We start from the raw sequence: 25,286 nt of genomic DNA, 5'->3' as shown, positions 1-25,286 counted from the left end.
GTTCGCCGGGTTGCTGGGCCGGTGATCAAAAAAGGAGGGGTCGCTCCCTCGGAGCGAGGTACGGTCCTGCCATGTCCCGATCAGCCGATATTGCCCTCTCCCAGCCTCCCGTCACCGCGGACGACCTCGACCTTGCCGTGCAACTCTCTGTGGCAGTCCTTCGCGAGGCGCCCCCAGCCGCGTGGGAAGACAAGGCGGGTTCGCTGGAATGGGACTGCTGGGAAACCGTCGAGCACCTCAGCGACGACCTCTTCGCCTACGCTGCGCAACTGGGCCCCAAAACACCGCCCTTGGATGGCGAGGTGCCCTTCGTATGGGAGAGCCGACGACCCGGCGGCCCAGCAAACGCCATTCACGCGAACCGCGAGGCGGGGCCCGCCGGCCTGCTGCAGGTCCTGGAAGCGAGCGGCGCGCTGCTGGTCGCCATGGTGCGTACGACGCCTCCGCAGACCCGCGCCCACCACGTCTTCGGCGTCTCGGACCCCGAAGGCTTCGCCGCGATGGGGATCGTGGAGACCCTGGTGCACACGCACGACCTGGCACAAGGGCTCGGCCTCGCATGGAGCCCGCCTGCCGATCTGTGCGCTCGGGTGCTCGCCCGGCTGTTTCCGGAAGCACCGTCGCCCACGGACCCCTGGCTCACCCTCCTGTGGGCCACCGGACGTGCCGAACTACCCGGACACCCTCGTCTCACCACATGGCGCTGGGACGGCACACCCCGGGCGGCGAACCTATGCGGTCAGAGCACTAGGAGGCTTGGTGGCCGGCTCGTTCACGGTGACGTTGCCGTGGACGATGTTGCCCGCCTGTAGGACGGTGCCGCCAACCGTGACACCAGGTGCGATGTTGTTGCTCACGTTCATGATCGGCACCCTACGGACGGGCAGAGGGTGGGGGAAGATCACGAATGGAAGGAGCAATCTCGGTGACACCCCCAGTCGGGGACTGCCCCTTTGTTGCCCGGCCTCGCCTCAAGAGGCCGAAGGCAGTTCTGGGACGGGAGTCCGGGGTGGCCGTGTGCCGGTGAGCTCCTCGACACGGTCGGCGAGCGCGTCAGCGAGGTGAGGGTAGAAGCCGCGGGCGACGGCCTGAAGCATCTCGGCGAGCGCGCACAGCTCCCCGACGCGCCCTGCGTCGGTGCCGAGGGCGTCAGAGAAGACGTCGCGGACCTTTGTGGCGATGGTGGGGACGCCAAGGCTGGCCGCGTGCAGTGTCCCGGCGTCGAAGCCGACGGGCACGCGTCCCCAGCGTTCCCAGTCGAGGATCACGAGGGGATGCCCGGTGAGGTTGGCCCATTGCAGGTCGCCGTGACCGGTCGTGCGCTCGATCGTCTCCGGGGCGGGGATGCCTAGGAAGTGCGGGAAGGCCGCCGTCGCCCAGCTGTCGCGGACGGTTGTGCGTCCGGCCGGAGCCTTGGCGAGCACGTCGAGCGCCCGCCGGAGATCGGCCCACCACTGCTCGGGCAGGCCGGGATCTTCGGCGATGTCGCAGCGGTGCGGGGAGACGACGGGGGTGGTGACGCAGTCGGCCAGCTCGGCCTCATACACGTAGTCGTCGGCCACCCACCCTTCGGTGCCGTACAGATGCGGACGTGGCACATCGGCGGGCAGCAGTTCCTCCGCACCCGCCATGCCCTCGCCCTGTCTCCGCTCGGGCAGCCGGGTGCCCCTGCCGGAGGCGACCCGCAGCCACCGGTCCCCCGCGCGGCGGCCGAGAGTGCAGCCCTGCCACCCCCAGGCCGGCGGCCCGTCAGGGGTGATCGCGAAGCGCCGGGCTGCCTCGGCGAACGCGGCCTCCATGCGGGCCCGGGTGAGCTCATCCGGCGGCGCATACATCGATGACCTCCGTCAGTCGTCGGGCGTCCAACGGTAGGGCGAGGGCGGCAGCCGCCTCAGCCCAATGCCGTGAACTGCTGGCCGAGAGAAGGACGACGTCCAGGCTCGGGGTTGACGCGGTCACCAGCAGGCAGGCGGCAGCCGGGGAGAGGCCGGGGCGGATGAACTCCACCAGCTCGGGGGTCACCAGGTCGATCAGCTCGCCGCCGTGCAGCGGTGACGAGGCGAACGTGGTCAACCCGGCAGCGCGGGCTTGGACGAGCGGACCCCGGCCGCCGAGGGACTGGCGGATCGGGCGGTCCATGACCAGGCTGACCGGCTGCTGCACCGCCACCAGATGGTGGGCCTGGCCACCGGCGGCCTGCCGGGCGAGCTCCACGAGCCCCGGCACGGTGAAGGCGCCGGATTCGAATCCGGACCAGGTGGCGACACCGTAGCCGCCGATCCGGCCCGCGCAGGCGAACTCCTCCAGAGCCTCGAATGCCTGCCGCAGGTGGGCGTGTACCTGCTGGCGGTGCCGGGCGGATCGCTCGGGGTTGTGCACGAACACCACATCGGCCCGGCCGAGTTCGCTCAGCGACTGCTCGATCTGCCAGCGGACGAAGGCCGGGGCCAGGCTGTGTCCGGTCCTGGCCTGGTCCTCTCCGAGGACGCCGGCTGCCACGGCGGCCAGCCGCTGGGTCGGGGTGAGGAATCCGGTCTTCGTGGCCACCTTCACCTGCGGGTACTCGGCGAGCACGGGGGCCAGAAGCCGATGGGCTTTGCCGTCACCGTAGTTGGGGGCGGTGTCCACCCATGCCGTTCCGGCCGCGCAGGCGGTGCACGCCGCCTCAGCGGCGGCGTGCACCTTGTACGTGCCCAGGCCCAGGACCGCGCTCACCGGGCTGTCCCGACGATCGCGGCGGTCTGGTTGCTTACGAGTACCGATACCAGCTCGGCCACGTCCTCCAGAGCGAGCCCAGACCGCTCGGCCAGAGCCCCCAGCGTGACCGGCTCGCCGGTGACCAGGCGCTCAAGGACGGGGCGGGCGGGTGCGGCGAAGTCGTGCTCGATACCCGCCGCCGCCAACGTGACCACTCCTTCGCCACCAGCCAGGCCGGCCCGAGGACAGGTCAGCCGGACCATGATTCCCGGCTCCGGTGGTATGGCGCCGACGTACGGCAGGGACAGGCGGGCATACCCGGGGTGGGTGGCATCCACCGCCTGAGTCCACTCGGTGAAGATGTTGGGCCGGTCGAGTTCGGTCAGCAGCACCTTGCGCAAGACCTCGACGTACGCGGCCTGGTCAGCGGCAGGCGCGAAGCGGGGTACGTCCTGGCGGACGGCCAGGTGCCCCCGCAGCTGGTCGACGACCCAGCCGAGGAACTCCGCACCGGTGGAGGGCAGGAGACCGAAGGAGAGGTGAAGCGACGGCTGGCCCTGGTCGGCGGTGACCTCATGCCACCAGCCCCGGGGGACATAGAGGATGTCCCCCTCGTGCAGCACGATCTCAGCGACGGGATCACCCTGCGGTTCCTCCGGGAACTCCACGTCCCGCCACCCGGGGGCCTGCCGGGTCGGCCCGTACAGCCGCCATCGCTTGGCCCCGGCGACCTGGAGGACGACGACCGCGTGGTCGTCCCAGTGCCGGCCGAAGCCCTGCTCGGCGGTCCAGGAGGCGTACGCGTTTACCTGAACCGGGGTACGGACGAACCGTTCGAGGGCCTCAGCGGCTGCCGCGATGGGCGGGTGCATTTCCTCGATCGAGTCCAGGACCAGAGAAGCGCCGTCGGCGAGCTGGTCGTGGACGGCAGCGGGCTGGAGGCGGTGCCAGGTGCTGCCCCGACGGTTCGTGACAGGGGTGGCGTACTTGCTGACGTCGACATGTTCCCCGCCCCGGGACAGCCGCAGACGGGGCGGGGACAGCCGGTGGGTGACCAGGATCGTGTTGAGGTCGTTCCAGGTCAGCAGGGCATCGAAGGTGCCCGGACACGGGGAATGATGGTGGGAGCGGGTGAACGCCTGGGCGAGGAAGGTCTCCCCGCCCAGGCGCGCCGCCCACGAAGCGGCATCGAACATCAGGTGATCCTTAGCTGCAGGTGTCGTTGCTGTCCGACTTGCCACCGGTGTTGTCCGACGGCTGGTCCGCACGGGTGCGGGCAGCGGCGATCCGGCGGGCGGCGAGCACCAGCCCCGATCCGGAACCGGTAGTGGGCGCTGCGACCTCGGGCATGGAAGTTCCTCCTGTCAGTCATTGGGAACGGGCCAGGTGCCCGCCCCCTTCGTGGCCCGCCCCTTCTCGGGGCGGGAGTCGGTGAGGCGGCGCGGAGAGCTGCCGGGTTTTCACTCCCCGAGCGGGAGGTCGGCAGTCACAGCCGGCGCCGGTCGGGGCGGCAACGGGGTGGTGGTCCGCACGGTGTCGTGGCGGACGATCTGCCCGAGCAGGGCGAGCGTCGCGACGATGCCGACCCCGTACGTCCACTTGCACGCGATGCCCAATGGGTCGTACACGGTGTGATGCGGCGGCGGGGCCGCGCGTGCCCGGTCACCGAGCGGCCTGATGCCGCTGTTCGTCACCCGGCTCGGTCAGGGCCAGGCCAAGCAAGCCACGGCAGACACGGGCGAGCTCTTGGGCATAGACGCAGCGGGCGGCCACACCGGCGGGCTCGTGGGTGAGCTTGTCGCGCACCACGTCGGTCATCAGGCCGACCATCGTGACCTGCCCGCACCGGGCCCAGTCCTTGCCTTCGACGACGGGCAGCAGTTCGTTGATGTGGCCCTTGAGATCGCTCAGCAGGCCCTCCACCGTGTCGGCGCACGGCAGGGCGGCCAGAGTGCGGCTGATGGTGCCGGTGATCTCCTCGGTGGCGAACGGCGGGTTAGCGGCGCAGGCACGAGTGGTCAACGCAGGCTCCGGGCGTGAGAGGAAAGGGGCCGCCGTCGGGGAACCGGCGGCAGGCGTTGTTGTCACTTAGAAGCCGGGGGCGGCTCCTCGTGACACCAACTACCGTGCCGCACCTGAGATTTAAGGTGCAAGGAAATCTGCACACTGAGGAGGGGGTGGAGGTGAATTGGCACATGCCAGTTCAGGTGACAGGGCTTGCGTGAGGGGGTACAGGCGGTGGAACACTCCCCACAGGGACACGATCACGGGCAACAGGGTCGGGTTGACCAGGCACAGGGGCACGTCGAAGACCTACAGAGAGGTACAGGGGTGGCGGCGCGAAGGGGACCGACGTTTCGTCGGCGAGAACTGGGCAAGCAACTGCGGCTGTTGCGCGAGAAGGCCGGCATCACCATCGAGGAGGCCGCTGCCGCTCTGGCGTTCTCCGAGACGAAGCTGACCCGGGTGGAGACCGCACACAACAGCTTGCCCAGGGTCGGAGACCTGGAGAAGCTGCTGGATCTGTACGGCGTTGAGAACCCTGATAGTCGCGAAGCGCTGCTCGTCCTTCATCGAGACTCACTCAGCCGCGAGTGGTGGACGCCCTACCGGAACACCATGTGGAACGGGATGGACACGTTCCTTGGGCTGGAGAGGGATGCCCGCACGCTGCGCTCCTGGCAACCTGACGTCGTCCCAGGCCTGTTGCAGTGCGAAAGCTACGCGAGGGCGCTGTTCCTGTCCGAGAAGCAGGTGGAAGAGACGACGACCCCGTTCGTGGATGACAACGTTCGGCTCCGCATGGAACGGAAGGACATCCTCACCCGCGCTGACGGCCCCGTGGAGCTGAACGTCGTCGTGAACGAGGCAGCCCTGCGGCAGTGGATGGGCAGCAAGGACGTGATGCTGGAGCAGTACGAGGAGGTCGAGCGCCTCGCCCAACTCCACAACGTCACAGTGCAGATCCTTCCAATGATGCTCGCCAACTACCGCACTTGTCTCAACTTCATGATTCTCGACTTCGATGAGGGCCTTGAACCCGTCGTGCAGACCGACCTACAGGAGACCATCACTGTCACGGACAAGCCCCTCGTGGTGGGCAGATACGCACGCAGGTTCGATGCACTGCAACGCGGAGCCCTAGCCCCCTCCGTGACGCCAGAGTTCTTGCACCGACTAGCACGAGAGATTGATAGCCATTAACACCAAGCTGACGGCCCTCGACATGGCCGAAGAGACATCCTGGTACAAGTCCTCCTACAGCAATGGCGGAGGAAACTGCGTCGAGGTTGCGTACCTCGGCTATGACATCGGGGTCCGGGACTCCAAGGTCAAAGCCGGACCCGCGATCCTATTGACGCCTTCCGCTTGGTCGTCATTCATTGCCGACATCCGCGTAGAACGACACTGATCGACCGCTGTATCCGCTTGAGGTCCTCACGTTGCCGAGCCCTCGCTCACATACGCGACAACGTAGTTGCCACCGTTGAGGCGGACGGAAGGCTTCCTTACGCCCTGCTCCCACCGATGCCGCACGGCGCCGGCCAGAAGGACAACAACAGCATCATCGTCCGTGAGGTCGGCGCCCCGTCGGTGGACGAGGGCCTGGTAACGCGCAAGGTCGTTCGGATCACAACTCACCGAACGACCTCCCGCACCGACATGCGGGCGCTAGGGACCGGGGGGAGCCATCACGCGTGAAAGGAACCGCATGGAAGCAGTCGCCGCAGCGTGGGAACGGTACGCGGCAGGGAGGGCGCCCAGAAGGACCATGAACGCTGTGGGAGCCACCACGTGGCTGAACTGGACGCAGTACCCGGACCACGGCCCCAGCGAATCCCTGCTTGGCTCAGTGCATGGTCGTCGAGTGCTGGAGCTCGGCTGCGGCACGGGCTGCAACCTCGCCCACCTTGCGACTTTGGGAGCCGATTGTGTCGGCATCGACATCGCACCCGGTCAACGAGCCAAGGCGGAGGCGCGCTGGGGCGACCTTCCCGGCCTCACGTTCCGGACGGCAGAGGCGACGGAGTTTCTGGCCGGTCACCCCGACAGCTTCGACGTGGTGCTGTCGATCTTCGGCCCTGTGTGGTTCACCGATCCGGCCATCCTCCTGCCGCTGGTTCGGCAAAGCCTGTCGCCCGGTGGCGTGTTCGCGTTTTCGCACCGGCCAGCCCGACCCGATCAGGAGCCAAGGGGCGCACTCAGCGAAGCACGGGCAGTGTCTCGTTGGGACTACTCGGCCCGACAGTGGGCAGCTCTCTTGTCCTCAGCCCGCTTCACCGACATCACGGCAGAGATCATCGGACCTCCGGCAGGTGAATGCGAAGGGACGTTGGTCGTACGTGCCGGGAGGTGAGGGCACGGATCAGTCCTCTGCCCAGGCAACGAGTACGCCTGTGCGCTGCAGCCCTCACCCCGCAACGCCCCACCACACCGCCCACGGTACGAACCCCGCCGCGGCCAGCCCCACCGGGGCCAGGCGCAGCCAGGTTGCCCGGTTCGGCGCCGGCCCTCCGCGGAGGAGCGCGGCTGCCGGGATCCCGGCGGACACCACCACGGCGACGGCGAGCCCCTGCACCACCAGCCACACCGCCGGGCGGCCCCACACGACGGGCGCCGTCGCACCGTCCCCCGCCACGTAGACGGCGAACGGGCAGGCCAGCGCCGACATGACCGCCAGCAGGCCGAGCCCGGCCGTCCACCGCACCGGGCGCAGGACCGGGCCCCGGCGCAGGAGGGCGGTCACCGGGTAGGCGGCGAAGCCGAGGAGCAGGAGGGCCGGGGCGAGCCAGGTGTACCAGGCGTGGGCCGGTACGGGGGTGCTGTCGAGTACCTGCCCGGGTGCGGGCGCGGCGCTCGACACCGGCGGGTGGCCTGCGGCGACGGCCCGTACCCATGAGGTCATGGTCTGCGCATAGCCCGGCGCCAGGTCCCCCAGCTTCTTGCCGTGAAAGAGGGGGCCGCCGATCCGGTCGAATCCGTCCGACGTGCGGTGCCCGTTGTGGGCGCCGTCGGCGACGAAGCCGATGACGGCGTGCCGGTTGTCCGCACGGGCCAGGGTCTCGCGGAAGATCCGTGCGCTCTCCCGGGGCGGCACCTGGGTGTCGTGATCGCCCCACAGCGCCAGCACCGGCGTCCGGCGCAGCCGCTCCAGCACCGGGACGGGGTCGTAGTCGGCCGCGGGGAACAGGCCGGTGCCGCCCATGAATTGGGCGGCCGGGCCGGCCATGGTGCGGCGGAACGGTGCGCCCACCCCGCGGTGGTGCAGATGCGTGATGAGGTTCCAGGCCTGGGTGCGCAGCGGGTCGTAGCCGGAGCCGCCGATGGTGACGACGAAGGCGACGTCGTCCGCCGAACGCGACGCGGCCAGCGGCGCCACCCAGCCTCCCTCGCTGAACCCCCACAGTCCGACCTGGTGCGGGTCCACCCCGCTCCTCCCCTGCAACAGCCGCACTCCGGCGAGCGCGTCGTCGGCCAGCAGGCCGAAGTCCCGGTGCAGCAAGGAGTAGTCGACGGTCCGCTTGTCGTAGACGAGCGTGGTGATCCCGGCCCGGGCGAATGCCTCGGCCTCCTGGCGGTACTCGTCCCGGGGGCCGGGGCCCGAGCCGCCGACGAGGACGATGCCGGGTTCGGGGCCGGGTGCACCCTCCTTGCCGAGGACGGTGCCGTGCAGGACGAGCCCGCCGCCGCCTCGGAACGTGACCTCCTGGCGGACCAGCCCGTCCCCGGCCGCGTACGCCCCCGGCGCGGTCAGCAGGAGGAGGGCGCCGGCCAACGCCGCGGAGAGGGCGGCCAGTACGGTGCGTATCAGTGACACGGTGTGCGCCCCCCTTCTTCCCTCAGTCGGTCTCGGGAATGCCGAGCAGCCGGACGAGCACGGTCCGCGCCCCGGGCGCGGCCTCCCCCTCCGGGGCCGAGTAGCGGTGGAGGAGCGCGATGTACTCCTCGAAGAACGCGCGGAGTTGACCGGGATCGACCCGGAGCGTGGCGCGCGAGAAGAGCGCCGCGTCGGCCCAGGGCCCCAGCGTGTCGCGTGCCTCCGCGAAGCGCCGGGCGGATTCGACGAGTTCGGCGAGGCTGAGCCGGTGCATCTCGGTCAGCGCCTCGCGCATCTCCGGAGTCTGCCGGCTGTACGGCGGGAACCGCCGGTCCCCCGGCACGGCCCGCCACCACCGCTCCCGCCCCTTCGCCAGCTCCGGGACCTCCTCGACGAAGCCGTGCTTGGCCAGTTGCCGCAGGTGGTAGCTGACCAGCCCCGTGCTCTCGCCCAACTCGCGGGCGAGCGCGGCGGAGTTGGCCGGTCCCCGGCGCAGACACCGTTCGATCTTCTGCCGCATCGGGTGCGCGAAGGCGCGCAGCGCCTCGGCGTCGGTGATCTCCTGGGCGGGCGGTTGTTCGGCCATGCGGGAAGGCTACGAGTTGCAAAGGACCTTTGCAAGCAGTCCTTGCAACTCCCGAAAGGCAGTTGGCCGGATACCGTGGAGACAGGGGCCCGGTCCGCGGGGAGTGGTGCAAGGCTGTACGACAGCCCTCGCAAGCGAGGGGTCGACAGCGGGAACTGCGCTGAAAGGGGCGGAAGATGTCCTTTCTCATGTCAGTGCTTGCCTCATCCATGGCCGTGGCCTCGTCCATGACCGGCGTGACGTGCGACGGAACGGCTGTGCACGGCCGGTTCGAGTCGGCAGCCGGTGGTGGTACGTACCAGGCCGTGACGTTCGACGCGAAGGCGGTGCCCGCGGGCAGCCGCGTCGTGGTGCTGGAGAGCACCCACCGCGACGGCACCGAGATCGAGCTGCGCCTGCACGGTCTCCAGCCGGACCGTACGTTCGGCGCCCATGTCCACCAGAAGCCGTGCGGCACCAAGCCCGCCGACTCCGGCGCGCACTATCAGGATGTCGTGGATCCGAAACAGCCCTCCAGCGATCCGGAGTACGCCAACCCGGACAACGAGGTGTGGCTGGACTTCACCACCGACGGGCGGGGGAACGGATCCGCCACGTCGTCCGTCGACTTCTTCTTCCGTGCAGGAGAGGCGCGTTCCGTCGTCATCCATGAGCACGCCACCGAGACGGGCCCCGGGCACGCCGGCATGGCCGGCGCGCGTCTGGCCTGTGTCAACGTGCCCTTCGGGTGAACCTGCCGGGGCACGCCCCGCCGCCCCGCCCCGCAGGGGGTAGGCCTTCCCCGGATGTCACCGCGTCCACCGCGTCCACCGCGTCCACGAAAGGCAGGGGTAACCGGTATGGCTGGGAACGACCTGGGGAGCCTGCTCGGCGGGCTGATCGGTGAGGGGGAAGGCAAGGGCAGGGACGGCAAGCTGCTTGCCACCCTGCTCGGCACGCTCGGCGACAGCGGGCAGCTGGGCGGGAATCCGCTGGAGGGGCTGATGCGCGAGCTGACCGAGGGCGGGCTGGGGGAGCAGGCCCGGTCGTGGGTGGGGACGAGCGCGAACACGGCCGTCAGCGGGCCCGAGATCGCGCAGGCGCTGCCGTACCAGACGCTCGAACACGTTGCGCAGCAGGCGGGGTGTTCCCCGGAGCAGGCCGCCGACCGGCTGGCGGAGGCGCTGCCGAAGGTGGTTGATCGGCTGACGCCGCGGGGGGAGGTGCCGCAGGGCTCGCTGGAGGACTTGATCAGGCAGCAGCTCTAGGCTCTGCCGGAACCGCACGCTCAGTCGGCAACCGAGTCCTCCTCCGCGATCTCCGCGAACGCCGGTTCGCGGAAGAGGGGCCCGAACGCCGCGGCGGGGCGCGGTGGCGCCGGGCGCCCCTGTTGCGGGATCCCCTTGGCGACCAGCCCGCGATGGTGCTCCAGCAGCCACTCCGGCGGCTGCGCGAGCAGCAGCCGGAACTGTGCGACGCTCAGCGGTCCGGTGATCCGGCCCTGTGTGTCGTGCGACATCTGCAGGGCCTTCTGCACCTGCTTCGGTGTCAGCAGCGTCTCCGGCGCCCGGCCGAGGAAGTCGGCGGCGCGCTTGGAGATCAGGATCTCGGGGTGCGTCTGGGGCGAAGGCGGCATCGGGCTGGCTCCTCGGCGGCTGCGTCCACCCAGCAGGTTGGATCTTCCGCGCGGGCCGCGCCCGAGTATTGCTATACGACCACCCGATCGGGTGAGCCCTCGGCTAGCCGGCGTGCTTCTCGAACGGGCTCGGCACCGGGAAGTAGCCCTCCAGGAAGGGACGGATGAGCGCGTCGGTGCGCTGCAGGTCCTTCTCCGTCGAGACCGTGTCGTTGATGCAGAAGATGTCCAGGTCCCGGTTGGCCAGCAGCCGGTTGAGGCGGCGGGACGTGTTGGGGTGGGCCAGGTCCATGTACATGTAGCGCAGGTCGGACGGTATGGCCCGGCCCTGGTGGTACGCGTAGTAGTGGTGCAGCGAGGAGGCGACGGACAGGTCGTCGGGGCTGCGGAAGCGGGCCGCGGCGGTGGCCGCATGGGCCTCGGCGTAGCGCTCCTCGATCTCGTCCAGCATGGAGCGCCGCAGCGCGTGCGGGACGTGCCGCATCTTCTGCGTGAGGGTGGTGGCGAAGCGTTCCTCCACCAGGGCTCTGTTGTTCTTGGCGGCCGCCGCGACCGGGGCGTCGGCGGGGCTGCGGTCGCCCAGCGGCACGAGGGCGGGGGAGAGGAAGAACTTCGTCAGGCCGTTGGAGAGGAAGAACGTCTGCGGGGTCAGCGGGTTGCCGAGGAAGACGTCGTCGTTGAAGTAGAGGAAGTGCTCCGACAGACCCTCGATGTGGTGCAGCTGGCTCTCGATGGCGTGCGAGTTGAAGGTCGGCAGCACCTTGGGGTCGGAGAAGATCTCCTTGTGGCTGACGACCTGGATGCCCGGGTGGGAGGTGTCCAGCCAGGCGGGGGTCTGGTCGTCGGTGACCAGGAAGACCTTGCGCACCCAGGGGGCGTACTGGTGGAGCGAGCGCAGGGAGTACTTGAGCTCGTCGCGGCTGAGGAAGCGGGCGGCGTTCACCGCCTCCTCGTGGTGGGACTCGCTGCCCCCGGCGGCCCGCAGGGCGCGGGAGCGGCGCTCGGCCCAGGCGGGGTCCGCGCCGTCGACCCAGGTGTAGACGACGTCGATGGGGAAGGGGATGTCCTGCGGCAGCCGGATGGTGAACTCGGGTCGGGTGTGCACCGTGCGGTGCGGGGCCGCGGTGTCCTCGCCGCCGAGGGCGAGCGGGCCGGTGAAGAGCTCGGCGGGCGCGTCCACGGGGGCGGCGGCCGCGGGGACCTCCGCGGTGACGACGTTGCGGCGCGGGGCGACGAGCCAGGGGCCCTCGGGGCCGTCCTCCGGCTTCCAGTACTCGATGTCGCAGCCGTGCTCCTGGCCCAGGACGAGCTCGCCGTCGGCGATGGTGCGGTACCAGGTGACGCGGGTCACGGGGGCGGACTGCAGGCGGCGCCAGGTGGTGTGGACGAAGCCGGCGTGCGGGGTGCCGGGGACGCCCTCGCGGTCGACGGGGGCAGCGTAGCCGGGGATGCGGCGGCACAGGCGGGCCAGCTCCTGCTGGACCCGGCCGCGGTCGGCGGCGGAGACGGCGACGGAGGGGGCCTGGCCCGGCTCCGTGCGGACGCAGAAGTGGTCGATCCCGGCGTGCTCGAAGGTGGTGCAGACGAGCGCGAGCGCGTCGGCACGGGCGGCCTGCGGGGTGGGGGCGGGGTCGACCAGGGCGATACGGGCCTTGCCGTCGACGAGCACCACGCGGGGGAGGGCCTCGTCGAGGTGGGCGGCGTAGCGGCGCTGCAGGACCTTGCCGCGGAGCTTCTGGCCGCGCTGCTGGAGGTCGAGCGAACTGGCCATGTGCTGCATGAGGGCGCCGCGGGTCTCCACGGAGACCCGCTGGGCTATCGCGCGCCGGGTGCTCTCGGGCAGGAGGCGGCGGTACGCCTTGACGAGGCCGGACTTCTCGGGGTTCGCGCGGGCTGCCGGGACGAGAGCTTCACCACGTCCGGGCAGTGACGACTGGGCTTCCGATGTCATGGCCGTTCCAGATCTTCCCGTGGTGAGCCGCGGTCGTGCGCTGTGGGGGCACCCTCTCTTGCTTCCCGGCATACCAAAGCGGTCTATGTCGGCAAACAGATCTCCAAGTAACTATCAGAGATGCTCAACTGGGTGCAATTTCCTTGGGGATCCCCCAGGGGCACACCGTAGTGGCCCCGGAATGACGATCAGCTGGCGCGGCAAGGGCGGATGCGTTGCGGCGAGGTTTCGCAGGCCGTGGCGCCCGTCCGAAAAATTTACCTTTCCTTTGATTGTAGACCCGTAACGGATCTCGGTGGCCGGGCCGGAACCGCTCCTCCCCACTTCGGGGGTCCGATTACCCTGTTGGGGTGCACTTCCAGATCATGACTCCCGAGGACCGGCCGAGCGCACGCGGGGCACGCCCGTGAGCGCCCCCCGCCACGCCCTGCGCGTGATCAAGAAGTCCGCGCGCATCGCCCTGCGCCGCAGCCCCGTCCTGAAGGTCGGGGCCGCCGTGCGCGACGGCGTCCGCTCCGGCGTCGCCACCGGCCGCGACACCCTCGTCGACTCCGTCCTCATGCCCGCGGCCCACGGCTCCGCCGCCCGCGTCCGCTACGCCGCGGTCCTCGACGGGCACACCCTCAATCTGCACGCCGAGCTCCCGGCCGGCACCCCCGAGGACGCCCCCGCCCGGCTCGTCCTCGCCCAGGGCGCCACCGAGCTGCGCGCCGACGCCCGCACCCACCGCGACGACGCCGGCCGCCCCTGCGTCAGCGCGACCGTGCTGCTCGGCGACACGATCGGCGGCCTGCCCCTCGGCACCGGCCGCTGGACCCTCGCCCTGGAGCTGGACGCCGCCCCCGCGCCGGTCCGCCTGCGCCTCCTCGGCGACGGCGCGCCCGGCTTCTCCGGCCCCACCCGTGCCCTCGCCGTCTGCCCGCACACCGGACGGCGCCACCACATGGGCATCACCGCCTCCGGCCAGCTGCGGCTCACCGTCGCACCCGCCGTCTCCCGCGCCGAGGTGCTGCGCATCGAGCGCTCCTTCACCGGGGCCGGCCTGCTCTTCGCCGTCCACGGCCCGGCCGCCGACGCCACGCGCGGCGCCCGGCCCGTCGTCGAGGTCGTCGAACAGCAGCGCCGCCGCGTCCTGCGCCGCACCGCCGAACCCCTGCCCGGCGACGACAGCGCCTGGCGGGTGTCCGTCCCCCTCGCCGACATGACCGGCACCTCCGGCCGCCAGGTCTGGACGTTCCGCCTGCCCGTCCGCAACCGCCGCGGCCGCGCCCTGGACCTCGGCCGCCGCGACCACGACCTGCGCACGCCCCGCAAGGTGCTCACCCCGGCCGCGTTCACCGTGCGCGCCGCGGACGGCACCTTCGTCCAGGTCAAGCCCCAGTACACCCGCCGCGGCGCGCTCCAGCTCGTCTGTACCCCGCGCACCTCCGTCACCCCATGACGGCCCCAGCCACCCGGACCGCCGCAGACCACGAAGGCCGCACGTGAAAATCACCTTTCTGCTGACCTACGCCGACCTGATGGGCGGTACCGAACGCGCCACGATGACCCTCGCCGAGCTGCTCGCCAAGCAGCACGACGTGGAGATCCTCAGCATCTTCCGCACCACCGGCGAGACGTTCTTCGGCAGCGGCGCGGTGCCCGTGCGCTACCTCGTGGACAAGAAGGGCGACCAGCAGCGCCCCGTCGAGCCCGACACCGCCGAGGGCATGGCCGCCGCCTACAAGCGGCTCGCCGCCACCCCCAGCGAACTGGTCGACGCCTCCTGGGAGTCGGACTTCAGCCGCCTCACCGACGTGGAGCTCACCGAGGCCCTGCGCACCATCGACACCGACGTGCTGATCTCCAGCACGCCCGCGCTGATGGCCTACATGGCCCAGCTCGCCCCGCCGCACGTCCTCACCGTCCACTTCGACCACCGCGTCTCCGAGCTGCGCGGCCCCTCCGGCGAACCGCTGCGGCTGTACAGCTCCGCCCTCGACGCCCTGGTCGCCCTCACCGGCGCCACCCGCGACTGGTTCGCCGAGACCCTCGGCGCCTGCGCCCCCCGCCTCGCCGCCATCGGCAACGCCCTGCCCAGCGGCTACCGCCCGAAGTCCACGCTGCAGACCCGCACCGTGGTCCTCGGCGCCCGCCTGGCCAACGAGAAGCAGATCGAGCACGCGGTGCGCGCCTTCGCCGCCGTCGCCCTCGACCGCCCCCGCTGGACCCTGCGCATCCTCGGCGACGGCCCCCGCATGCGGGCGCTCAAGAACCTCACCAACCAGCTCGGCATCGCCGACCAGGTCCAACTCGTCGGCAGCACGCCCAACATGACGGAGGAGTGGGCCAAGGCGTCCGTCGCCATGCTCACCTCCCGCGTCGAGGCCTTCGGACTGGTGCTCGTCGAGGCCCAGGCGGCCGGCGTGCCCGTCGTCGCCTACGACTGCCCCAACGGCCCCGGCGAGATACTCACCGACGGCCACGACGGACTGCTCGTCCCGCTCGGCGACGAGACGGAACTGGCCGACGCGCTCGCCAAGTTGATGGACGACGACGAGCTGCGCAAGGAGATGGGCGCCGCCGCCCTCAAGACCTCCGAGCGGTACACCGACGGCGAGGTCGCCGAGGAGTGGAACCGCCTGCTCGGCGAGCTCGCCGCCCACCGCGCCGACGGCACCCGCACCGCCGACAAGGCCCGCCGCCGCACCCTCCAGGCCGCCGCCGACGCCCAGGGCGGCATCACCGGCGCCGCGGTCCCGCAGGGCGTCGACCGCCCGCACTCCGACGTGGCCCACAAGGCCCACGAGGTCCGCATCGAGGCGGCGCGCCCCGACGTGAAGCGGGCCGGCGGGCAGATCTCCCTGATCCGGGAGGACACCACGCCGTTCGAGGTCATGCAGGACAACCTCGACCTCACGGTGGCGGTGCTGGACGAGCTGGGGATTCCGTACATCCTCACCCCGACCCCGCAGCTGCGGCACTCCGTCCTCGTCGACGGCACCCACCGGAACACGTTCCTGCGGGCCTTCGCCGAGCGCTACCGCGACGAACCGGTCTACGCCGGCTTCCTCAACGACCGCGGCGCCGTGCTGCGCACCGTCCTCGCCTCGTTCGCCACCTCGACGGCCGTACCGGGCGACTGCAACATCGTCCGCATCTTCCGGCCCGTGCTCACCGGCAAGCAGCAGCTGCGCATCAGCGGCATCTACGGCTGCAACATCGTGTTCTGGCAGGACACCGAGGACGACGAGACCACCGTCACCGTTCCGGCCGGCACCCGCTACGGCCCCACCTTCCCGCGCGCCGAGCTGGAGCGCACCGCGGACATCACCGTCGGCGAGCGTACGTACCGCACCGTCGAGGCGTTCACCAGGACCTTCGTCGACGACATCGACTTCCCCGTCGACGTCGTCTACACCTGGGTCGACGGCACGGACGAGGCCTGGCTGGAGCGCAAGGCCCGTACCCAGGCCGAACACGGCATCCTCGCCGCCGAGTCCGCCGGCAGCTCCGCGCGCTTCCGCAGCCGCGACGAACTGCGCTACTCCCTGCGCTCGCTGGACCTGCACGCCCCGTGGGTGCGCAACATCTACCTCCTCACCGACGACCAGACCCCCGACTGGCTCGACACCGACCACCCCCGGGTGCACGTCGTCAGCCACCGGGAGGTCTTCGGCGACACCGGGCGCCTGCCCTCCTTCAACTCGCACGCCATCGAGAGCCGCATCCACCGCATCGAGGGCATCGCCGAGCACATCCTGTACTTCAACGACGACGTCTTCCTCGGCCGCCCGATGAAGCCCGAGTCCTTCTTCCACGGTTCCGGCAAGGCGAAGTGCTTCATCTCGCCCACCGCCATCCCGGCCGGCGACCCGTCCCTCGACAGCGACCTCGTCTTCGCGGCCGCGAAGAACAACAGGGCGCTGATGGAGCGGGAGTTCGGCAGGACCATCGCCAACACCTTCCTGCACGCCCCGCACCCGCTGCGCCGCAGCGTCCTCGCGGAGCTGGAGGAGCGCTTCCCCGAAGAGGTGGCGCGCACCGCCGAGGCGCAGTTCCGCAGCCGCGAGGACCTGGCGATCCCCTCGTCCCTGCACCACTGGTACGGACTCTTCACCGGCACCAGCATGCCCGGCTCGGTCAGCTCCGCCTTCGTCAACGTCGGCCTGCGCGAGCACCATGTGCGCCTGCACCGCCTGCTGGCGCTGCGTTCCCACGACGTGTTCTGCATCAACGACTACCACGACGGTGACGTCCCGGAGGACGAGCAGGCGGATGCGCTCGCGGTCTTCCTGGACGGCTACTTCCCCGTCGCCTCCCAGTACGAGAAGGGCTCTGTGCGCAACCGGCGCTTCACCCGAGAGGACGGATGATCGAGTGACGGGACGTCAAAGTTCCGGTCCGAGCAGAAGGTTGGTGCTGTCCGCGATGGTCGCCCTGACCGCAGCCGGCTGTACGTCCGGGCACGGGAAGAAGCCCGAGGCAGCGAAGACCGAACCGGCCGTGCGCGCCAAGGTGACGGCCGGCAAGGACGGCACCGGCGGTGCCGTCACGATGCAGATCATCGCCCACCCGGACGACGACCTGTACTTCATGAACCCCGACGTCCGCCACTCCATCGACGCCAACCACCGCGTGGTGAGCGTCTATGTGACCAGCGGCGAGGCCGACGGTCTCAACAAGGTGCCCGGCAAGAAGGAGAAGCCGAAGCCGGACTACGCGGGCTACGCCGGATCGCGCCAGCAGGGCCTGCGCCAGGCCTATGCACTGATGGCGGCCGGCAAGCCGCTCGCCGAGTGGAAGCGCACCGTCCTGGACCTGCCCGGCGGCATCCAGTGCGAGATGGACAGCCTGGTCGACCACCCCGGCGTCACGCTCGTCTTCCTCGGCGTCGCCCAGCACACGGCGGACCAGGCCGACACCGGCGAGGGCCCGGCCGGGAAGAACCGGGCCGTCCCGCAGGACGACCCGCCCGGCCGGAAGGACACCAGCCTGTCCGACCTGTGGGCCGACCCGAAGGCCGTCACCCGCACCCGGGTGACCACCGGCTCCACCGTGCGCGACGCCCGACCCGTCACCCGCGCCGCGCTCATCGACGCGCTGGCGGGTGTACTCGACCGGTTCAAGCCCACCCTGGTGCGCACCATGGACCCGGACCCGGACATGCAGGTCCACGACCACAAGCACCGCCAGCACCACGACCAGACCGGCTACTCCGACCACCCGGACCACACGGCGGTCGCCCTCTTCACCTACGCGGCCCTGGAGCGCTACCGCGGCCCGGGCGACGGCAAGCACTTCACGGTCACCGCACACCGCGGCTACTACAACGAGCGCTGGCCGTTCAATCTGCCGCCGGGTCTCGTGCGCGGCAAGGCGGACGTCCTCAACGCCTACGGCGGCGACCCCGCCCTCGGCTGCGGCTTCGCCGCGGGCTGCGGCGACTACGACGTCGGCCGGGACCGCTCGTACGGCACCGGCTGGCTGCAGAGCACCAACGTCCGCCACCCCGGCACCACCACATGGCTGCAGCGCGGGCACGACGACCGGCTGACGGCGTTCGGCGTGCTCGACCAGCAGGCCGCGATGTGGACCGAGACCGCTCCCGGCAGCGGCCGGTTCGGTGCGCCCCAGCTGCTCGGCGGCGGCATGCTCGCGCCCGCCCTCGCCGTCTCGCAGACCAAGGACGGCCGCTGGCAGCTGTTCGCGGAGCGGTTCGCCGGGCTGGGTGCGGACGCGCAGGGCAACCGCCGCGAGATCGTCGCCCTGGAGCAGGAGAGCCCCGGGGGCCGCTTCGGTGCCTGGACGTCCCTCGGCAACCCCGAGGAGGACCCGGTCCGCGGCCGCCGTGTGGGCGCCCCCGTGGTCGCCCGCAACGAGGACGGCAGCGTGCAGGTCTTCGTCCGCACCTGGGCGAAGGGCGTGAGCACCAAGCGCCAGGCCCCGGACGGGCGTTGGGACGAGAAGTGGACGGACCTGCACGGCGACGAGGTCCAGGAGGGCCTCAGTGCGGTCACGGGCACCGACGGCCGTATCCACGTGGTCGGTTCGGGGCACGACACGGTCCACCACTGGGTGCAGGAACGTCCCGGCGGTGACTTCGCCCTGGCCGCCGAGAAGTACGGCAAGCTGCCGGCGCCGGCCGACCCGCCGACGCTGCTGCCCCAGCCGGACGGCGGCCTGCTGCTGGCGTTCCGGCAGCCGAAGACGGCCAAGCCGCTGGCCTACCGCCTGGAGGGCAAGGACGGCCGGTGGAAGGAACTGGACCTCGGCCTCGCGGCCCGCGGCTACGGCGTGATGGCCGCGGCGGCGGACCCGGCGAAGGCCGAACGGGCCCTGCTCGTCAGCCGCAACAACGCCGGAAGCCTCAGCGCCAGCGGCTTCGGCCAGGACGCCCGCCCGAAGTGGGCGACCTTCGGCGAACAGGCCGTGGGCGCACCGGCGGTGGCGGCGGATGCGAAGGGGCGGCTGGTGGTGGCCGCCCTCACCCCGGAGGGCACGCTGCGGGTGACGCGGCGCTGAGATGTGGGACAGCCCCGCGCCCCGACCAGGGGGCGCGGGGCTGTATCGATCTGCGGCACAGCCGTCAACTATGGACGACTCGCAGTCGAACGTCAGCCCACGGCGGGCCACATGGCTCGCCCGTCGGCAAGCGCACCGTTTCCGTCACCGGCGTAGAAGGCCAAATTGCCGCGGCCCCAACGGGCCGTCAGGTCGGCCTTGCCGTTGCCGTCGAAGTCGCCGGCCAGGATGTACTGCATGGTGTCCCAGCTCTTGTCCCTCCACATGGACCGGGCATTGTCGAACGTTCCCTTGGCGTTGCCCGCGTACAGCTGCAGCGTGCCGTCGGTCGCGACCGCGGCAATGTCCTCGCGGCCGTCGCCGTTGAAGTCGCCGGTGGCGACGTGCCTCTTGGTCCACGTCTTGTCGCGCCACATCTCGCGGCGCTGCCCGGTCAGGATGCCGTCGGCGCCGGTCGGGTAGGAGAACAGCGAGCCGTCGTCCCAGACCGCGAGCAGGCCGTCGCGGCCGGAGGAGCCGTCCTTGTAGCGGGCGATGTGAGCCATGCTGCCCCAGCTTTTGTCCCGCCACATGGGCCGGCGGGGGTCCAGCGTCCCGCGGTCGTTGCCGCGGTAGAACAGCAGGGTTCCGTCGTTGCCGACCGCGACGATGTCGGCCTTGCCGTCGCCGTCGAAGTCACCGCCGACGATCTTCCGCATGCCGTCCCAGGAGTTGTCGTGCCACAGCTCGCGGCCGTACTCCAGGGTGCCGTCCGGGCCGGCGTAGAAAGCCATCAGGCGGCCGCTCTTGAGCACGGCGGCGACGTCGGTGCGGCCGTCGCCGTTGAAGTCGGCGGTGGTGACGACGTTGGTGAGCTCGCCGTACATGCCGGTCAGGCGGAGCTGCTGGATCCAGCTGTTGACGTCGTCGACGCGGGTGGAGACGGCGCCCTTGCGGGTCTCGTCCTCGTTGCCGAAGCAGCCGCCCTGCCAGGAGGTGCTGCTGATGGCGGTGAGTTCGACGGTGCCGTTCTGCTCGCGCAGCGCCGGGCCGCCGGTGTCGCCCTTGCAGATGCTCGCGTCGCCCTTGCCGCTGATCCCAACGGAGCCGTCCCGCACGGCGTCCACGCCGAAGAGTCCGGTGTGCAGGCGGTCGGGGACCCACTCGTCCTTGGTACGGCCGTAGCCCGTCACGCGCAGTTCGTCGCCCTGGCGGGGCGCGGCGGTGCCCACGGTGACCGGGGAGATGCCGGTGACGGGCTTGGCGAGGCGGACCATGACGAGGTCGCGGTCACCGCGGGGGGTGAGCTCGACGGCGTCGACGGTGGTGCCGGTCTCGGTGGTCAGGTCGGTGCGGCCGACGGTGACGGTGGTCTTCTCTTTGGGGGCACCGGCGGGGATGCGGTAGCCCTGTGCGGGGTCGTCGGAGAAGCAGCTGGCGGCGGTGAGCACCCACTGTGCGTCGACGAGTGCACCGGTGCAACTGCGCTTGCCATTGCCGATGTCGAGTTTCGCGGTGAACGCGTACTGCCCGTTCTCGGCCGCGCTGCCGACGACGGCGGCGGCCGGGGACGCGGCCAGGGCGGTCAGCGTCGTCGCCGTGGCGGTCGCAGCGAGAACTCCTGCGGTCCACGCGGCGCGTGAACGTCTGCCGAACATGATGCGATTCCTTGTGTCCAAATCAATTACAGGTAATGGGCAAGTAAAGCATGAGGCCCTCCGGTGGTTTACCGGAGGGCCTCGAGCAGGAATGAGTGCTGTTCGCGGTCAGTGCACTGTGACCGTAAACACGGGCGATACAGCGCCCCCGCCGGCGATGCGCAGGAAGTTCTTCCCCTTGATGCCGAGCTTGACGCGCATCGAATAGGCGGAGTTCTTGTCGACCGACACGGTCGCGGGCAGCGAAACCCACTTGGCGCCCTGCTTCTGCTGCAGAGTCACCTTGGTGCCAGCCGCTATGCCCGTCGCCTTTCCGGTGACGTGGAAGTTCTGCCAGGCGTCCACGGACGCGACATCGGCCTTGGCGGTCAGAGCGGGCTTGGCGGCCACGGACGACGAGGCGGCGGACGGGGCGGCCGGTGCCGCGGTCGGCGCGGCGACGGCGGTGGCCGTGACGCCCGCGCCGAGTGCAACGGCCAGGGCTGTGGCGGAGACGAGGCGGAACGTGCGATTCATGGCGTCTTCCTCCTTGTGGACCGTTTCACGGGTCTTACTGGGGAACACGGGAATCGGGTACCCCAGGTTGCCTGCCGACAGACAAGTTTTCAGGGGGAGTTGGCGGGCCGTATACGACAGAGCGGCCCCCGCCCGGGAGGGCAGGGGCCGCGGATCGTTCGTCGGCGTCAGGAGCTCGTCGGCCACGCCGGGCGGGAGTCGCCCAGGTGCCCCTTGCCGTCACCGGGGTACCAGCGCAGGTCGCCGCGGCCCCAGCGGGCGAAGATGTCGCCCTTGCCGTCACCGTCGAAGTCGCCGCCCAGGGCGAACTGCATGGTGTCCCAGGTGTTGTCGTTCCACATGCGGCCGGCCTTGTCGAACGAGCCCTTGGCGTTGCCCGTGTACAGGTCCATGCTGCCGGCCGTGGAGACGGCGGCGATGTCGTCCTTGCCGTCGCCGTTGAAGTCGCCGGTGGCGAGCAGACGCTTGGTCCACGTCTTGTCGCCCCACATCTCCTGCCGCTGGCCGGTCAGCAGACCGTCGGGGCCGGTCGGGTAGGCGAACAGCGAACCGTCGTCCCACTGCGCGATCAGACCGTCACGCGTCCAGCCGGGCGCGCGGAAGCGGGCGACGGCCGTCATCTTGCCCCAGGAGCCGTCGCGCCAGGCGTTCTGCCCGGTGGCGAGCTTGCCGCTGTCGGTGCCGCGGTACAGCTTCAGCATGCCGTCGGGGCCGATGGCCATGATGTCGGTCGTGCCGTCGCCGTTGAAGTCACCGGCGATGATCTGCTTCTTGCCGTCCCAGGTCTTGTCGCCCCACAGCTCGCGACCGTACTGGAGGACGCCGTCCGGGCCCGTGTAGAAGGAGACCAGCGAGCCGTCCTTCAGCACGGCGGCGACATCGGTGCGGCCGCTGCCGCTGAACTTGCCGGTGGTGAGGACGTTGGTGACCTCGCCGGACCGGCCCGTCAGCCGCAGTTGCTGGATCCAGGTGTTGACGTCGTCGACGCGGCTGCCGGTGGCGCCGGTCCGCTTCTCGGAGTCGTCCGAGCCGAAGCAACCGCCCTGCCAGGAAGCCGTGTTGATGGCAGCGAGCTCGAACGTGCCGTTCTTCTCACGGAAGAGGGGCGCGCCGGTGTCGCCCTTGCACAGGCTCGCGCCGGCAGGGGTCTTGCCGTCGATGTCGATGCCGGTGGCCGAGACATTGCCGATGCCGAAGGCGGCGGTGTGCAGCAGGTCGGGGGCCCACTCGTCCGCGGTGCGGCCGTAGCCGGCCGCGCGCAGCTCCTCGCCCTGCTGGGGCGCGCCGGTGCCGACGGTCACGGGGGCGACGTTCGTGACGCGGTTGGCGAGGCGGACCATGACGAGGTCGCGGTCACCGCGCGGGGCGAGGTCGATCGCGTCCATCTGCGTACCGCCGTTGCCCGAGAGGTCGGTGCGGCCGATGGTGACGGTGGTCTTGAGCTTCGGTGCGCCGGCGGGGATGTGGTAGCCCTGGGCGGGGTCGTCGGCGAAGCAGCTGGCGGCGGTGAGCACCCACTGCTGGTCGACGAGCGCGCCGGTGCAGCTGCGCTTGCTGCTGCCGGTGCCGATGTCGAGCTTGGCGGTGAAGGCGTACTGGCCGTCCTTGGCCGGGTCGCCGACGACGGCGTGCGCCGGGGCGGCGGTGAGCAGGCCGGCGGCAACGGCCGTGGAGACGAGGGTGGTTGCCCACGCGGTGCGGGACGTCTTGTTGGTCATGAGTGTGTGCTCCTAGCCGATCAGCTGGACTTCGCCGTGCGTGCCGCTTGCGTCCACGCCCGGGTAGTAGCTGAGGTTGCCGTCGTTCCAGCGGATGAGGATGTCGTCGGGGTGGCCGTTGGCGTCCGTGAAGTTGCCGACCGTGATCTGCGCGGCGCCGCCCCAGGCCGAGTGCTCGGGGCGGAGCTGGGTGCGGCCGTGGTAGCCGGCGGTGTCGACGCCCGGGAAGAGCTGGGTCTGGCCGTCGTTCCAGCGGATCATCAGGTCCGAGGTCTTCTTGCCGGTGAACTCGCCCGCGTTCATCTCGACGGCGTTCTCCCAGCCCTTGTCCGCCTTGGTCAGCTGGGTCTCCTTGGAGACACCGTTCTTCCCGGTGTCGGAGTACATCGACGTCGAGCCGTCGTCCCACAGGACGAGCAGGTCGTCGCGCAGGTTGTTCGTGGCGAAGCGGCCGGCGGTGATCAGACGGGCACGCTTCCAGGTGTCGGAGTAGGCGAGGGTCTTCTCGTCGTGGAAGCCGTTCTCGTCGACGTGGGTGTACGTCGAGAGCTTGCCGCCGGCCCAGCGGACGGTGAGGCCCTCGGAGCCGTCCTGGGCGAACTTGCCGCCGGTGACGGCGCGGGCGTCCTTCCAGTAGCTGCCGGCACCGGCGAGCTTGTACTCCGCGGTGAACGGGTACTTCGGGTCGCTGCCGTCGGAGCCCTGGTAGAGGGAGGCCGAGCCGTCCTTCCAGACGACGAAGAGGTCCATGCGGCGCTTGCTGTCGGCCGCGCCCTTGCCGGTGAAGTAACCCGAGGTCAGGTAGGAGGCGTTCTTCCAGTCGGCGCGGGAGAGCAGGGTGCGGACGTACGTCTGCCGGATCCAGTCCGCGACGTCGTCGACGCGGGTGCCGGTGGCGCCGGTCCGCTTCTCGGCGTCGTCCGATCCGAAGCAACCGCCCTGCCAGGAGCCGGTGTTGACGGCGGCGAGCTCGAAGGTGCCGTTCTTCTCGCGGAAGACCGGGGCGCCGTCGTCGCCTGGGCAGGTCGTGGCCTCGGCGGGCTTGCCCGCGAGGTCGACGGTGCCGGCCGAGACCGCACCGGTGGTGAAGGCGGCGGAGTGCAGGCGGGTCGGGACCCACTCGTCCTGGGTGCGGCCGTAGCCGGCCACGCGGACGTCCTCGCCCTGCTGGGGCGCGGAACTGCCGACGGAGACGGGCGCGATGTCGGCGACCGGCTTGGCGAGGCGGACCATGACGAGGTCGCGGTCCCCGCGGGGGACGAGCTCGACGGCGTCGACGGTGGTGCCGGTCTCGGTGGTCAGGTCGGTGCGGCCGACGGTGACGGTGGTCTTCGCCTTCGGCGCACCGGCGGGGATGCGGTAGCCCTGGGACGGGTCGTCGGAGAAGCAGCCGGCTGCGGTGAGCACCCACTGGCTCTCCACCAGCGCACCGGTGCAGCTGCGCTTGCCGGCGCCGCTGCCGATGTCGAGCCGGGCGGTGAAGGTGTACTGGCCGTCCTTGGCCTCGTCGCCGACGACGGCGTTGGCGGGGGCGGCGGTCATGACACCGATGGTGACGGAGGCGGCGATGAGGCCTGCCGTCCATGCGGCGCGTGAACGTCTGCTTGGCATGAGGAGTTTCCTTGCTGGAGTCCTGAAGAGGTGGGGCGGTGTTCTGCGCCTACCTCTTGGCGACGATCTCCAGCAGGGTGAAGTCGCGGCGCTGCGGGTCGGCGGGCTCGCCGACCGCGGTCCACTTGTTCTTGTCGACCGGGAAGGACTTCGTCTCGGTGGACGTCTGCATGTTGACGTTCACGTCGTAGTCATTGCCCACCACGCCGTAGACCGAGGGGAGTTCCAGGCTGAGGTAGCCGGTCTTGCCGGTGACGCGGAAGCAGAAGATGCCGTGGCCGACCGGGTCCCTGTCCTGCATGCCCCGCGCCTCGACCTCTATGAGGCCGGGCCGGCTCCCGCAGGTGGCGAGCACGATGTGCCCGTCACCGGTCTTCAGCTTGATGCCCCGCTCCTTGAAGATCTTGTCGGCCTGCGGGTACTGGAAGTCCTCGACGCCGGTGGGCGGGGTGTCGGCGAAGGCCGCGGCCGGTCCGGCCAGCACGGCGGCAGCAGCAACAGTACCGGCGGCGAGCATGCGGAAGGTCAACTTCACGGTTCTTCAGGTCCCTTGCGTGAACAATGCGATAAAACATCGCATGGAAAGCGATAGGAAATCGCGCGGCACGAAACGTGCACGCGTGCCTGTCCGGC

24 protein-coding genes are annotated in these 25,286 nt (G+C 70.5%); 9 read left to right on the top strand and 15 right to left on the bottom strand.

The genetic code is table 11. From position 1 onward, the window contains the following. Nucleotides 1–71: 71 nt before the first annotated feature. A complete protein-coding gene (locus HG542_RS12905; protein ID WP_229922704.1) occupies nt 72–812 on the top strand; it encodes a maleylpyruvate isomerase N-terminal domain-containing protein in 741 nt (246 codons plus the stop codon). A gap of 159 nt (nt 813–971) precedes the next feature. Here HG542_RS12905 and HG542_RS12900 read toward each other — a convergent pair whose 3' ends face one another. The 6 genes from HG542_RS12900 to HG542_RS12875 all read right to left on the bottom strand — a co-directional run bounded on the left by HG542_RS12900 (nt 972) and on the right by HG542_RS12875 (nt 4,719). After that, nucleotides 972–1,835: a hypothetical protein gene (locus HG542_RS12900; protein WP_171080794.1), complete on the bottom strand. Its 864-nt coding sequence runs from the start codon at nt 1,833–1,835 to the stop codon at nt 972–974. Continuing rightward, nucleotides 1,816–2,715 carry an aldo/keto reductase gene (locus HG542_RS12895; protein ID WP_171080793.1) on the bottom strand — a complete coding sequence of 300 codons (900 nt, stop codon included), beginning with the start codon at nt 2,713–2,715 and terminating at the stop codon, nt 1,816–1,818. The genes HG542_RS12900 and HG542_RS12895 overlap by 20 nt, the downstream gene beginning before the upstream one ends. Then, complete coding sequence (locus HG542_RS12890; RefSeq protein WP_171080791.1) at nt 2,712–3,893, bottom strand: cupin domain-containing protein; 1,182 nt, start codon at nt 3,891–3,893, stop codon at nt 2,712–2,714. The genes HG542_RS12895 and HG542_RS12890 overlap by 4 nt, the downstream gene beginning before the upstream one ends. A 10-nt stretch (nt 3,894–3,903) precedes the next feature. Further along, a complete protein-coding gene (locus HG542_RS12885; RefSeq protein ID WP_171080789.1) occupies nt 3,904–4,047 on the bottom strand; it encodes a hypothetical protein in 144 nt (47 codons plus the stop codon). A gap of 110 nt (nt 4,048–4,157) precedes the next feature. Next, entirely contained in the window at nt 4,158–4,325 is a 168-nt protein-coding gene (locus HG542_RS12880; RefSeq protein WP_171080787.1) for a hypothetical protein, read from the bottom strand. A gap of 34 nt (nt 4,326–4,359) precedes the next feature. After that, a complete protein-coding gene (locus tag HG542_RS12875; protein WP_171080785.1) occupies nt 4,360–4,719 on the bottom strand; it encodes a DUF6415 family natural product biosynthesis protein in 360 nt (119 codons plus the stop codon). A 309-nt stretch (nt 4,720–5,028) separates the two neighbouring features. On the opposite strand from HG542_RS12875, the gene HG542_RS12870 reads away from it, so the two are divergent. The 3 genes from HG542_RS12870 to HG542_RS12860 all read left to right on the top strand — a co-directional run bounded on the left by HG542_RS12870 (nt 5,029) and on the right by HG542_RS12860 (nt 7,054). Continuing rightward, the gene (locus HG542_RS12870; RefSeq protein ID WP_171080783.1) at nt 5,029–5,901 is read left to right on the top strand and encodes a helix-turn-helix domain-containing protein; all 873 of its coding nucleotides are present in this window, start codon (nt 5,029–5,031) and stop codon (nt 5,899–5,901) included. Between the two features lie 22 nt (nt 5,902–5,923). Next, nucleotides 5,924–6,109, top strand: coding sequence for a DUF397 domain-containing protein (locus HG542_RS12865; protein WP_171080781.1), 186 nt, complete (start codon nt 5,924–5,926; stop codon nt 6,107–6,109). Between the two features lie 456 nt (nt 6,110–6,565). After that, on the top strand, nt 6,566–7,054 hold the full coding sequence (locus HG542_RS12860) for a class I SAM-dependent methyltransferase (protein ID WP_229922702.1): 489 nt from the start codon (nt 6,566–6,568) through the stop codon (nt 7,052–7,054). A 54-nt stretch (nt 7,055–7,108) separates the two neighbouring features. On the opposite strand, the gene HG542_RS12855 is transcribed toward HG542_RS12860, so the two are convergent. Together HG542_RS12855 and HG542_RS12850 are read right to left on the bottom strand one after the other, a co-directional pair. After that, nucleotides 7,109–8,515 carry an alpha/beta hydrolase family protein gene (locus HG542_RS12855; RefSeq protein ID WP_171080777.1) on the bottom strand — a complete coding sequence of 469 codons (1,407 nt, stop codon included), beginning with the start codon at nt 8,513–8,515 and terminating at the stop codon, nt 7,109–7,111. A 22-nt stretch (nt 8,516–8,537) separates the two neighbouring features. After that, nucleotides 8,538–9,101 (bottom strand): ArsR/SmtB family transcription factor, encoded by a 564-nt coding sequence (locus tag HG542_RS12850; RefSeq protein WP_171080775.1) that lies wholly within the window; start codon nt 9,099–9,101, stop codon nt 8,538–8,540. A 188-nt stretch (nt 9,102–9,289) separates the two neighbouring features. Between HG542_RS12850 and HG542_RS12845 the strand changes: the two genes are divergently transcribed. Both HG542_RS12845 and HG542_RS12840 read left to right on the top strand, forming a co-directional pair. Further along, complete coding sequence (locus HG542_RS12845) at nt 9,290–9,832, top strand: superoxide dismutase family protein (RefSeq protein ID WP_171080773.1); 543 nt, start codon at nt 9,290–9,292, stop codon at nt 9,830–9,832. A 54-nt stretch (nt 9,833–9,886) separates the two neighbouring features. Beyond that, entirely contained in the window at nt 9,887–10,348 is a 462-nt protein-coding gene (locus tag HG542_RS12840; protein ID WP_373313166.1) for a YidB family protein, read from the top strand. A 20-nt stretch (nt 10,349–10,368) separates the two neighbouring features. Here HG542_RS12840 and HG542_RS12835 read toward each other — a convergent pair whose 3' ends face one another. Next, the gene (locus tag HG542_RS12835) at nt 10,369–10,716 is read right to left on the bottom strand and encodes a hypothetical protein (RefSeq protein WP_171080769.1); all 348 of its coding nucleotides are present in this window, start codon (nt 10,714–10,716) and stop codon (nt 10,369–10,371) included. 103 nt (nt 10,717–10,819) lie between these two features. Further along, nucleotides 10,820–12,667, bottom strand: coding sequence for a stealth family protein (locus HG542_RS12830; protein ID WP_171080767.1), 1,848 nt, complete (start codon nt 12,665–12,667; stop codon nt 10,820–10,822). A 406-nt stretch (nt 12,668–13,073) separates the two neighbouring features. Between HG542_RS12830 and HG542_RS12825 the strand changes: the two genes are divergently transcribed. From HG542_RS12825 to HG542_RS12815, 3 genes are read left to right on the top strand one after another with little or no spacing between them, the layout of a single operon-like run. Further along, nucleotides 13,074–14,108: a hypothetical protein gene (locus HG542_RS12825; RefSeq protein ID WP_171080765.1), complete on the top strand. Its 1,035-nt coding sequence runs from the start codon at nt 13,074–13,076 to the stop codon at nt 14,106–14,108. A gap of 43 nt (nt 14,109–14,151) precedes the next feature. Continuing rightward, nucleotides 14,152–17,022: a stealth family protein gene (locus tag HG542_RS12820; RefSeq protein WP_171080763.1), complete on the top strand. Its 2,871-nt coding sequence runs from the start codon at nt 14,152–14,154 to the stop codon at nt 17,020–17,022. 43 nt (nt 17,023–17,065) lie between these two features. After that, the gene (locus tag HG542_RS12815) at nt 17,066–19,171 is read left to right on the top strand and encodes a PIG-L family deacetylase (RefSeq protein WP_229922701.1); all 2,106 of its coding nucleotides are present in this window, start codon (nt 17,066–17,068) and stop codon (nt 19,169–19,171) included. Between the two features lie 92 nt (nt 19,172–19,263). Here the strand turns inward: HG542_RS12815 and HG542_RS12810 are convergent, their stop codons facing one another. The 5 genes from HG542_RS12810 to HG542_RS12790 form a co-directional block, all read right to left on the bottom strand. Beyond that, nucleotides 19,264–20,808, bottom strand: a complete 1,545-nt coding sequence (locus tag HG542_RS12810; protein WP_171080759.1) for a trypsin-like serine protease — start codon at nt 20,806–20,808, stop codon at nt 19,264–19,266. A 108-nt stretch (nt 20,809–20,916) separates the two neighbouring features. Next, nucleotides 20,917–21,324 carry a hypothetical protein gene (locus HG542_RS12805; RefSeq protein ID WP_171080587.1) on the bottom strand — a complete coding sequence of 136 codons (408 nt, stop codon included), beginning with the start codon at nt 21,322–21,324 and terminating at the stop codon, nt 20,917–20,919. A gap of 167 nt (nt 21,325–21,491) precedes the next feature. Next, the gene (locus HG542_RS12800) at nt 21,492–23,042 is read right to left on the bottom strand and encodes a S1 family peptidase (RefSeq protein ID WP_171080757.1); all 1,551 of its coding nucleotides are present in this window, start codon (nt 23,040–23,042) and stop codon (nt 21,492–21,494) included. Nucleotides 23,043–23,054: 12 nt separating this feature from the next. Next, nucleotides 23,055–24,653 (bottom strand): S1 family peptidase, encoded by a 1,599-nt coding sequence (locus HG542_RS12795; protein ID WP_171080755.1) that lies wholly within the window; start codon nt 24,651–24,653, stop codon nt 23,055–23,057. Between the two features lie 49 nt (nt 24,654–24,702). Next, nucleotides 24,703–25,188, bottom strand: a complete 486-nt coding sequence (locus tag HG542_RS12790; protein ID WP_229922700.1) for a hypothetical protein — start codon at nt 25,186–25,188, stop codon at nt 24,703–24,705. Nucleotides 25,189–25,286: the final 98 nt, after the last annotated feature.

Source organism: Streptomyces morookaense, assembly GCF_013030945.1.
GTDB classification, from domain to species: domain Bacteria; phylum Actinomycetota; class Actinomycetes; order Streptomycetales; family Streptomycetaceae; genus Streptomyces; species Streptomyces morookaensis.
This window is presented reverse-complemented; position numbering and strand designations above follow the sequence as displayed.

What these genes read in the sequence shown, in the direction of transcription:
- HG542_RS12905 (WP_229922704.1), top strand. Translation starts at nt 72, where the DNA reads ATGTCCCGATCAGCCGATATTGCCCTCTCCCAGCCTCCCGTCACCGCG.
- HG542_RS12900 (WP_171080794.1), bottom strand. Translation starts at nt 1,835, where the DNA reads ATGTATGCGCCGCCGGATGAGCTCACCCGGGCCCGCATGGAGGCCGCG.
- HG542_RS12890 (WP_171080791.1), bottom strand. Translation starts at nt 3,893, where the DNA reads ATGTTCGATGCCGCTTCGTGGGCGGCGCGCCTGGGCGGGGAGACCTTC.
- HG542_RS12885 (WP_171080789.1), bottom strand. Translation starts at nt 4,047, where the DNA reads ATGCCCGAGGTCGCAGCGCCCACTACCGGTTCCGGATCGGGGCTGGTG.
- HG542_RS12865 (WP_171080781.1), top strand. Translation starts at nt 5,924, where the DNA reads ATGGCCGAAGAGACATCCTGGTACAAGTCCTCCTACAGCAATGGCGGA.
- HG542_RS12850 (WP_171080775.1), bottom strand. Translation starts at nt 9,101, where the DNA reads ATGGCCGAACAACCGCCCGCCCAGGAGATCACCGACGCCGAGGCGCTG.
- HG542_RS12845 (WP_171080773.1), top strand. Translation starts at nt 9,290, where the DNA reads ATGTCAGTGCTTGCCTCATCCATGGCCGTGGCCTCGTCCATGACCGGC.
- HG542_RS12840 (WP_373313166.1), top strand. Translation starts at nt 9,887, where the DNA reads ATGTCACCGCGTCCACCGCGTCCACCGCGTCCACGAAAGGCAGGGGTA.
- HG542_RS12835 (WP_171080769.1), bottom strand. Translation starts at nt 10,716, where the DNA reads ATGCCGCCTTCGCCCCAGACGCACCCCGAGATCCTGATCTCCAAGCGC.
- HG542_RS12830 (WP_171080767.1), bottom strand. Translation starts at nt 12,667, where the DNA reads ATGACATCGGAAGCCCAGTCGTCACTGCCCGGACGTGGTGAAGCTCTC.
- HG542_RS12810 (WP_171080759.1), bottom strand. Translation starts at nt 20,808, where the DNA reads ATGTTCGGCAGACGTTCACGCGCCGCGTGGACCGCAGGAGTTCTCGCT.
- HG542_RS12805 (WP_171080587.1), bottom strand. Translation starts at nt 21,324, where the DNA reads ATGAATCGCACGTTCCGCCTCGTCTCCGCCACAGCCCTGGCCGTTGCA.
- HG542_RS12800 (WP_171080757.1), bottom strand. Translation starts at nt 23,042, where the DNA reads ATGACCAACAAGACGTCCCGCACCGCGTGGGCAACCACCCTCGTCTCC.
- HG542_RS12795 (WP_171080755.1), bottom strand. Translation starts at nt 24,653, where the DNA reads ATGCCAAGCAGACGTTCACGCGCCGCATGGACGGCAGGCCTCATCGCC.